General features: G+C 35.3%; 8 protein-coding genes. 1 reads left to right on the top strand and 7 read right to left on the bottom strand.

Translation table 11 applies throughout. The features are described 5' to 3' along the window. Positions 1 to 98 precede the first annotated feature (98 nt). The 5 genes from EKM02_RS14390 to EKM02_RS14370 form a co-directional block, all read right to left on the bottom strand. On the bottom strand, positions 99 to 1,982 hold the full coding sequence (locus tag EKM02_RS14390) for a monovalent cation:proton antiporter-2 (CPA2) family protein (protein ID WP_126456330.1): 1,884 nt from the start codon (positions 1,980 to 1,982) through the stop codon (positions 99 to 101). A gap of 1 nt (position 1,983) precedes the next feature. Beyond that, positions 1,984 to 2,589 (bottom strand): NAD(P)H-dependent oxidoreductase, encoded by a 606-nt coding sequence (locus tag EKM02_RS14385; protein ID WP_126456328.1) that lies wholly within the window; start codon positions 2,587 to 2,589, stop codon positions 1,984 to 1,986. Positions 2,590 to 2,842: 253 nt separating this feature from the next. Then, positions 2,843 to 5,083 carry a cation:proton antiporter gene (locus tag EKM02_RS14380; RefSeq protein ID WP_126456326.1) on the bottom strand — a complete coding sequence of 747 codons (2,241 nt, stop codon included), beginning with the start codon at positions 5,081 to 5,083 and terminating at the stop codon, positions 2,843 to 2,845. A 194-nt stretch (positions 5,084 to 5,277) separates the two neighbouring features. Beyond that, on the bottom strand, positions 5,278 to 6,627 hold the full coding sequence (purB, locus tag EKM02_RS14375) for an adenylosuccinate lyase (RefSeq protein ID WP_126456324.1): 1,350 nt from the start codon (positions 6,625 to 6,627) through the stop codon (positions 5,278 to 5,280). A gap of 67 nt (positions 6,628 to 6,694) precedes the next feature. Further along, complete coding sequence (locus tag EKM02_RS14370) at positions 6,695 to 7,387, bottom strand: SIR2 family NAD-dependent protein deacylase (RefSeq protein WP_126456322.1); 693 nt, start codon at positions 7,385 to 7,387, stop codon at positions 6,695 to 6,697. A gap of 217 nt (positions 7,388 to 7,604) precedes the next feature. Here EKM02_RS14370 and EKM02_RS14365 point away from each other — a divergent pair, with 217 nt between their 5' ends. Next, positions 7,605 to 8,261 (top strand): TrmH family RNA methyltransferase, encoded by a 657-nt coding sequence (locus EKM02_RS14365; protein WP_126456320.1) that lies wholly within the window; start codon positions 7,605 to 7,607, stop codon positions 8,259 to 8,261. Here EKM02_RS14365 and EKM02_RS14360 read toward each other — a convergent pair. Further along, entirely contained in the window at positions 8,258 to 8,986 is a 729-nt protein-coding gene (locus tag EKM02_RS14360) for a hypothetical protein (RefSeq protein WP_126456318.1), read from the bottom strand. The genes EKM02_RS14365 and EKM02_RS14360 overlap by 4 nt on opposite strands. A gap of 3 nt (positions 8,987 to 8,989) precedes the next feature. Beyond that, positions 8,990 to 9,481: a hypothetical protein gene (locus EKM02_RS14355; RefSeq protein ID WP_126456316.1), complete on the bottom strand. Its 492-nt coding sequence runs from the start codon at positions 9,479 to 9,481 to the stop codon at positions 8,990 to 8,992. Positions 9,482 to 9,968: the final 487 nt, after the last annotated feature.

Raw genomic sequence — 9,968 nt, 5'->3', positions numbered from 1 at the left:
TTGCAAAAACGTTTTTGCAAGTGTTTAATTAAATATTTTTATCTAATAATCTGTATCGGTTATTCAGGACAAGACATTTTTCAGTTTTCGGAAAATCGTTATTCTGTAGTATCTGCTAAGTTGTTTTTCAAATGCTCGCTGTCCCAACTGTGATTGGTGGCTGCAACTTGGGAATAAATATCACTTTTCAACAATTGTTCCTGTAATTCAATTTCTTCTTTTACGGTGATCAGATAGGCCATTTTATCATGACGTTTTTCTGCCAATTTTCGGGTGGTAATTTCATCATATTTTATAAATTGCTGCCCTTGTCTGGTAGCGGTATATTTTCTGTGACCTAATTCTACTAAGGCATCTACCCCCATATTGACCGCACTGTATAACGTTTCCCGATAAATGTGTTCTACTTTATGGTCAATTAATTCATAGGCATCAATTCGGTTTCGGGCACGAGTTAAGATCTTTAAATTTGGGAAGTGTTTTTTTAAGGTTTCAATTACTTGCAAATTTACCGTAGGATTATCAATGGCAGCAATAAAAAGTTTGGCAGTATCACAACCTGCAGCTTTCAATAATTCTAAACGAGTGGCATCTCCATAATATACTTTGAATCCCATTTTTCGTAATACATCTATTCGATCAGAATCATAATCTAGGATCGTTGATTTTACGTTATTGGCTCTTAATAGGCGGCCAACTGTACTGCCAAAATGACCAAAACCAGCTATGATTACAGGATTGTCTTCATCAATATAATCACTGTCTTTTTTTGTTTCCTTTTCTTGAAATTTTGAATTAGGATAAATTAAGCGTTCATTTATTAACAGTAAAAAAGGTGTTGCTATCATACTCATAGCAATAACGGCCATGATTTGATTGGCCAAAATGTTAGGAATGATGTTTAGCTGCATAGAGAAGCTCATGATTACAAAACCAAATTCTCCTGCCTGACTTAACCCAAAAGCAAATAATAGGTTTTGGTCTATTTTCTTTTTATGAAAGCGGCTGATTATAAATAAAACGAAAAACTTAACCAAAGTAAGAATAGCTCCAAAAACAAATATGAAAAGGGGATTGTCAAGAATCAGTTTAAAGTTTATCGATGCGCCTACTCCAAGAAAAAAAAGACCAAGCAGTAATCCTTTAAACGGAGCAATATCCCCTTCCAGCTCATGACGAAATTCAGAGTTGGCCAGTACGACTCCAGCCATAAATGCTCCTAGAGCGGGACTTAACCCAACCAGCTGCATCAAATAAGAAACGCCTACAACTAATAACAATGCCGATGCGGTGAACAATTCCTGCAACCGAGTTTTGGCGATAATATGCAGTAGCGGAACAAATAAAAAGCGGCCTGCAAAATATATTGTCGATATACTTCCGATGACTATTAAAGTTTGCAACCAGCTGGGAAACCCTGTAATTAAGGATTGTTGAATTTCATTTGTAGTTTCAAGATTTACGGTAGATAAAAGCGGCAGAAAAGCTAAAATCGGAATTACGGCGATGTCCTGAAAAAGAAGAACAGCAAATGACGAACGTCCCACGGAAGTATTAGATAATCCTTTTTCTTTTAAAGTTTGCAATACAATGGCCGTAGAGGATAATGCGAGCGCTAAGGAAACGGCCAGTGTGGTTTCCCATTTCCAATCCATAAAATAAAGACATCCAAAAAATAAAAGAAGCGTTGTTCCAACTAATTGTGCGGAACCCATTCCAATAATAAACTTCCTCATTTTCCAAAACTTACTGGGTTCCAGTTCTAAACCAATTAAAAACAACATCATCACAACGCCAAATTCAGCAAAATGCATAATATCCTGGCCTTCCTGACCAATAAATCCCATTACATAAGGGCCTATTATTATACCGGCAAATAAATAGCCTAAAATAGAACTTAATCCTAATTTTTTAGCAATAGGAACACAAATAACGGCAGCTGATAAATAAATAATAGCCTGAAGTAAAAAATTGGTATCCATGTTATTGTTGTATTGTGGCAAACCATTCGTTTAAATAATGGTACTGCAAAAGTACTTCCGTATCTAAATTATTGTTGTTTATGTAATCTAGAAAATGGCCATACATTAAACCGTTTTGTTTATAATCATCTTTGGACATATTGTGTGTGCCATGCACAACAAAAGGGGGTAAATATATCATGTTACATACTTTTGCAGTTTGGTTAAACGGTTCGAGCAATTCGGGAATACTGTACCGTTCACTGCCGGTTTTGCAATAATTTTCTTTGTCTCCGCCGGTTGTAATTACTTGAAAAATAATTTTATCTTGCAAGGCCTTTCCTTTTTTTCCGTACGCCCAGTTGTGTTCCAGTACCATATCAATCCATTGTTTCATCAATGGCGGACAACTATACCAGTACATGGGATGATGCCAAATGATGATGTCATGCTGACTTAACAAAACCTGTTCGTGTTTTACATCAATATCAAAATCAGGATACTCTTCGTATAAATCATGGAAAGTTATGTTTTCTGATTCTGGAATATTTTCCACCAAGGCTTTATTTGCGTGCGATTTCTCGTAAAGTGGATGGGAAAATAGGATTAATATTTTGTTTTTTGACATAAAATTGATAAAGTGATTAGCTTATTGAATTATATTTTTTTTCGGATTTAAAATTTAATAATGATATTAATTGCTGCAGTACTCCTACAAATAAAACAAGAAATCCCGACAAAAAAATCGATAGATTTATTGAGAACGGCTCTTAATAAAGATAATAATTTATTTTAGACGTTGGTAAAATACATCTCAAATAAAAGAGGACCCTGTTGAATTATAATTTCATCAAACTTGGAGTACAACAAAAGACCTTGGTTTACTTTTCAAAAAAGGCAGTAAGTAATTTTTCGTTTCCTGCAATCCAAAGAATATCATTTTTCTCTAAGATAATATCCGAATTCGGGTTAAGAATCCGTTTTTCATTTCTTTCAATTCCGACGATCAGACCATGCGTTTTTTCTCTTAGCTGTGATTTCCGAATGCTTTTTCCGATAAATTCTTCATTTTCTAGTTCTACTTGTTTTAATATTATAGCGGTTTCTTGTACTAATTCAGGAACTTCAAATTCATTTTGATCCAGATAAGATTTAAATATTTGAACTTGGTCATCGGTTCCAATGACGCAAATTTCATCACCGGGAAATACGCGTTCATTGCCATCAGGAATATTTATAGTAATACCTCCACGTTTTATAAAAGCAATATTAATACCCATGTTTTCTCGGATTTCAAGTTCATTCAATGCTTTACCTGCCAGATTTGATTCTTTGGTAATTTCGAAAAATGCCATATGCCCGTCCCAAGGAGTTAAATCACTTCGTTTCTTCTGTGCTTGAGAAATTTCTCTATCATTGAAATTTCGAAAAAAGTGAAGCTCAATTTTATTGTACAAAGTGTTTAATTTTTTTGGGAACAATAAATAAACAGATATTGCGGCGATCAAAGCGACGAAGGCTATCCAAGGCGATAAAAAATTATTTAATAAGAAGCCAATAAAAAAGATTCCTAAACTAATTCGGATTAGAATCAATACCATTATTGGACCACGATGTTTGCCTGCTTTTTGCAAAGCTTCAATCTGCTCTACCGCCACTTTTCTGAAGGATAATGCCCATAAAAAAGGAGCTATTATTATAGATGTTACCAAGGCTGCTGCTGCGTTTCCAAATTTAGAACTTTCTGTCATTGGAATAATATAACGGTCAGATAAAATAATTATGGCAATAATAATTACAGAATGAACCACAATTTGTGACAACTTTGCTTTCAAAACAATCTGCCAATTGCTGGTCGTTTTTACAGATTGTGAATTCACACTATATCGATCTATAGCATCTATCAATTTTTTAGGCAGTATTTTTATTAAGCGTTCATAAACTGGCAACGCTATTTTGATCATAAATGGGGTAGTGAAAGTCGTTACTGCTGAAACTGCAACAATAATTGGATACACAAAATCACTTGTCACTTTTAATGTCATTCCCAAGGTGGCAATGATAAAAGAAAACTCGCCAATTTGTGCTAAACTCATCCCTGACTGGACTGATTGCTTTAGGGGCTGACCGGCAATTAGCGCTCCAAACATCGTACTTATCGATTTTCCAAAAATTGTAATTAACGTGATTACTACAACAGGGACTGCATATTCTACTAAAGTATTTGGGTTGATTAACATTCCTACCGATACAAAGAAAACAGCTCCAAATAAATCTTTTACGGGTTTAATTAAATGCTCAATTCTTTCTGAATGAATGGTTTCAGCAATGATAGAGCCCATTATAAAGGCACCTAGTGCTGGGGAAAAACCTGCTTTTGTAGCTAAGATAACCATCATTAAACAGAGTGCGATTGATATTATCAATAGGGTTTCCTCATTGAATAAATTTTTTGCTTTTTTAAGAAGGGTGGGTATGAAAAAGATACCACCTACAAACCATAATATTAAGAAGAAAAAGAGTTTTAAAACAGATTCGAATAACTCCATTCCTGAAAATTGTTTACTGACAGCTATTGTTGAAAGTAAGACCATCAGTAAAATGGCTACAATATCCTCTATTATCAAGGTTCCAAAAACAATTCCAGCAAATTTTTTCCCCTTTACATTCAGCTCATCAAAAGCACGAAGAATAATTGTTGTTGAAGACATCGATAAAATAGCGCCTAAAAAAATACTATCCATCAAGGACCATCCCATCCATTGTCCGACGAGATACCCTAAAACGATCATAGTGGTTATTTGAAACAGCGCCGTTATAGCGGCAGTACCTCCAACTTTCATCAGTTTTTTAAAACTAAATTCCAGACCTAAACTAAATAAAAGGAAAATAACACCAATCTCAGCCCAGACTTCGATACTGTTTATTTCTTGTACTGATGGAAAAAAAATAAAATTTGGCCCCGCTAAAAAACCAGCGATTAAATATCCTAAGACTAAAGGTTGTCTTATTTTTTTGAATAAAAGTACCGCAACTGCAGCGGTCATTAATATTAATCCTAAATCACTGATCAGAGGATGTAAATGTTGTGTTATTTGTGATGTTGCTTCTATGGGATTCATTGATGGATGTACTGATTTGTATTAAATGTTTTTTGGTATTGTTGTAATATATAATTTTATTATTATTTATCAAAAAAAACGTTAAAGGATAACTTTTTTTTATGATAATTTTAGTCTTAAAAGAAAATTCTGCTCCCATAAAACGTTAAAATTTTATAGAAGCAGAATTTAATAAGAAGACGGGTTATTTTTTTTTAGCTGATTCCCAAAAAATTACTAGGAGTTATTTGCATTAATTCAGCTTTAATGGCATCCGAAACTTCAAGTGTTGCTATAAAACCGTGAATCGCTTTTTTATCAATAGCTTCATTGGTTCTGGTCAATCCTTTTAATGCTTCATACGGATTAGGATATCCTTCACGACGCAAAATTGTTTGAATTGCCTCGGCAACTACAGCCCAGTTTTTTTCTAAATCTTCGTGGAATTTTGGCTCATTCAATAACAATTTGTTCAAGCCTTTCAAAGTAGCTTCAAAAGCGATTAACGTATGTCCTATGGGTACACCAATATTTCTCAAAACGGTACTGTCCGTTAAATCACGTTGCAATCTAGACAAAGGTAATTTAGCTGATAAATGTTCGAAAATCGCATTGGCCATTCCTAAATTTCCTTCTGAATTTTCAAAATCAATAGGATTAACTTTATGTGGCATAGCTGAAGAACCTATTTCTCCCGCTTTGATTTTTTGCTTAAAATATTCCATCGAAACATACGTCCAAATGTCTCGGTCCAAATCAATGATGATTGTATTTATTCTTTTCAACGCATCAAAAAATGCAGCAAAATGATCGTAATGTTCAATTTGAGTAGTAGGGAAGGAGTGGTGTAAACCAAGGTTGTCCTCCACAAATTTCCCTCCAAATTTTCTCCAGTCAATTTGAGGATACGCCACATGATGCGCATTGTAATTTCCAGTTGCTCCGCCAAATTTAGCTGCAAAAGGAATATTAAACAACAAACGCATTTGTTCTTCCAGACGTTCTACAAAAACACCAATTTCTTTACCCAAACGAGTAGGTGAAGCCGGTTGTCCGTGGGTACGGGCAAGCATTGGAATATCGTGCCATTCGACACTTAGATCTTTTAATTTTGATGTCAAAGTGATCAAGGAAGGCATGTATACTTTCTCGAAAGCTTCTTTTGTCGAAAGCGGAATCGCCGTGTTATTAATATCTTGAGATGTTAATCCAAAGTGAATAAACTCTTTATATTGGGATAAGCCTAGTTTTTCAAAAGCATCTTTGATGAAATATTCTACCGCTTTTACGTCGTGGTTGGTTACTTTCTCCGTCTCTTTGATCCAAAGGGCATCTTCAGTAGAGAAATTTTTATAAATATTACGTAAACTGTCGAATACATCTGGGTTTACGGTTGCAAGTTGAGGTAAAGGTACTTCGCACAAAGCAATGAAATATTCAATTTCAACCAATACACGGTATTTGATTAAGGCTTCTTCAGAGAAAAATGGAGCCAGCGAAATAGTCTTGTTTCTATATCTTCCATCAATAGGAGAAATAGCATTCAATTCGTTTAAAGTAGTCATTGTTTTGTTGTTTGTTCGAAAGGCGCAAATATAACCCTTTCGTGACAAAATAGAAAACGAATGGTTTTTAAATAAAGCCGATTAGCTTCTTTTTTAGTGTTTTCATTCCTTCTGATGCCACTTCAGGAATCACATCTAATGGATTTCGGAGATTTGGAATTTTTATGGGTTTTGGATCAATATAAAAAATAGGTGTTTCGCGGGATGTAAAATCGATTAATCCGGCTGCAGGATACACTTGCAAAGATGTCCCAATCACCGCAAAATAATCTGCACCTTCACTAATTCTAATGGCTTGATCAAGTGCTGGAACTTCCTCGCCAAACCAAACAATATGTGGACGCAATTGATTTTTATTTTCATCGAAATCGCCAAAATTCAAATCGTCCTGCCAATCCAGAATGTAATTTGGGTTTTTGGTACTTCTTACTTTCAACAATTCGCCGTGCAAATGCAACACATTCGTGCTTCCGGCGCGTTCATGTAAATCATCTACATTTTGTGTGATGATGAAAACATCAAATTCATTTTCTAATTCAGCCAGAATTTGGTGGCCTAAATTAGGGTGTACTTCCTTGAGTTGTTTTCGTCTTTGATTATAAAAATCCAGCACCAAAGCCGGGTTTTTATGCCAACCTTCTGGAGTGGCCACATCCAGCACATTATGCCCTTCCCAAAGTCCGTCGCTATCCCGAAAGGTTTTGATGCCACTTTCGGCACTAATCCCCGCTCCTGTCAAAACCACTAATTTCTTTTTCATTTTATATCAATTTGGGCGTGACCACAAGGGTCGGGCTTTCAGCTTTATCTTTTTGGCTAAAAAGCCCAAAAAGGATACCGCCTCTATCCCTCACGCAAATTCCGCAATCATTTATAATTCAGCTTTTATGGAACAATCCCAAAAGCAGCTGTCAGAATCTACTTTTGAAGCTATAAAGCTAGTCTTTTTTACTATTTTTGCATAAATAAATATTCTAATGGTTGACATTGATTACCTTAATTTTCTTGAAAATATCCTAACGGATAACCGCAAAGAAAAATTCCTGAAAATATTAGAAAACAGAACCAATCATTTTACCATTGCTGTAGAAGATATTTTTCAAATGCACAATACCAGTGCAGTGATGCGAAGCTGCGAGATTTTTGGAATTCAGGAGTTGAACGTTATCGAGCAACGCTACGGAAAAAGTATCGACAAGGAAATTGCCATGGGCGCCCAAAAATGGGTCGATATCAATACCTTCGACAGCATTACAAACTGTGTGGACGCGTTAAAAAGTAAAGGATATCAAATAATCGCTACCACGCCACATGAGAATGATTGTTTGATGGAAGATTTTGACATTTCGAAACCCAGTGCCTTATTTTTTGGAACAGAAAGAGATGGACTATCTGAGGAAATTTTGAAGCGCGCCGATGGTTTTCTAAAAATTCCCATGGTGGGTTTTACTGAGAGTTTGAACATTTCAGTCTCAGCTGCAATCATCATTCAAAACTTGACGAATCGATTGCGCAATTCAAACATTGATTGGCATTTATCCGAAAATGAAATTTTAGAAAAGCGATTGGCTTGGGCTAAAAATTCAATAAAAGACATTAAGCGAATTGAAGAACGGTATTTTGAGGAGCATTAAAACGTTGTTTCACTTTCTAGTTGTATGTCTTTTATATTGTTCGGATTCATTTTATAGCGATAGACGCCGTTATTTCCAATGGCAAATAAGGTGTTGTCTCGTACAATTAAATCAAAACAATTTTTGTTAATGGCATGTACTAAAACTGGTTCAGCAGGATTTTGAATGTTGAATATTTTGATAACATCATCGCAAACCAGTAAATAATCAGCGGTGTAAAAACTGATGCCTTTAGGTTGCGAGAGTGTTCTGCGGTGAATTAATTTTGGATTCGTTAAATCTTTGGTATCATAAACTTGCAAAACGTTAGTGTTGTTGCCACAGGTGGTGTTCGAGTTCAAGGTTACATAGGAGTGTGTGCTATTGGCAATGACAGGATCACAGGCGGTAAAGTGCTGCACGCTTGACAATTTTGTTGGATTTTCAGGATTGCTGATTGAATAGATAAACATTCCGTTTCGAGATCCAATAAACAAATTATCTCCGAATGAAAACAGGGTTTCAATGTCAAAACCTATCGAAATCTCATTGACTTTTACGGGTTTTTCGGAATCGATTAGCGAGAATACATTTAATTTCATTTGGTCAACACCGTATAAATAGTTCCCTTTTATGGCAAAAACAGCAAGCGAACCACCTTGTCCTATTTCACTGTTTTGTGCGCTGTCACTGTCTGAACAACCCATTAAAAATATTAATAATACTAAGGATATAATTTTTTTCATGTGTTACTTGATTAAAGTCCAATCGATTATTATTTCATTTTCTTTAGTGTAGCCTTGTAAGCCATTTGGAGCTTGCTTTTGCGGAAATACATTTTTGTTTCTGTTGGTTACCGTAAAAATTTTGGTAGTAGGGTTGAATGTGGCAGTGACCAAATCAACTGCTTGATTGATGTACACCGTATTTCCTTTGATGGCTAAGTCAGTAGCGCCTGGAGCTTTTATAAAATGGATTCGGATTGGTTTCTTAGGATCCGTGTAATCATAAACATGAAAACCTTTATTGACATCATTGATAAACATTAAATCGTCCTTGATATAAATTTTCCCTGATTTGATAATAGGTTGTGCATTTTGAAACGCAATAGATGTTTCTAGAGCGCTACGGGCAATAATAACAGGTTTGTATTCTTGACGAGCAAATTCACCGTTATCTGTTGTGGGCCAACAGGAAATAAATAGAAATGAAACCAGAAGGAGAAGTACTATTTTTTTCATTGCGAAATGTTTTTATAAAGATAGCAAAAAGTGTATTTGGTTGCGTTATGACACTGTTATTTTTTGCGTTGCATATATGATGAGACATTAGCTATCAGATTTTAACCGTGTACTTTGTCATTGCGAGGAACGAAGCAATCATATTTAGTGTTTTCTTTTGATTGAGTTTTTATCGTTATGGGCACGGATTGCAAATCCGCTATCGGATTTTAACCGTGTACTTTGTCATTGCGAGGAACGAAGCAATCATATTTAGTGTTTTCTTTTGATTGAGTTTTTATCGTTGTGGGCACGGATTGCAAATCCGCTATCGGATTTTAACCGTGTACTTTGTCATTGCGAGGAACGAAGCAATCATATTTATTGTTTTCTTTTGATTGAATTCTTATCGTTGTGGGCACGGATTGCAAATCCGCCTTTACTTTGTATTAGATAAAAAACACTAAATTTATTCAAAGGAAAACAGAGGTGAACTATCAATTCCGCT

Origin of the sequence: Flavobacterium sp. RSP49, assembly GCF_003968735.1 — a bacterium.
Classification (GTDB): Bacteria; Bacteroidota; Bacteroidia; order Flavobacteriales; family Flavobacteriaceae; genus Flavobacterium.
The sequence above is the reverse complement of the archived record's forward strand: the minus strand, read 5'-3'. Positions and strand labels throughout refer to the sequence as shown.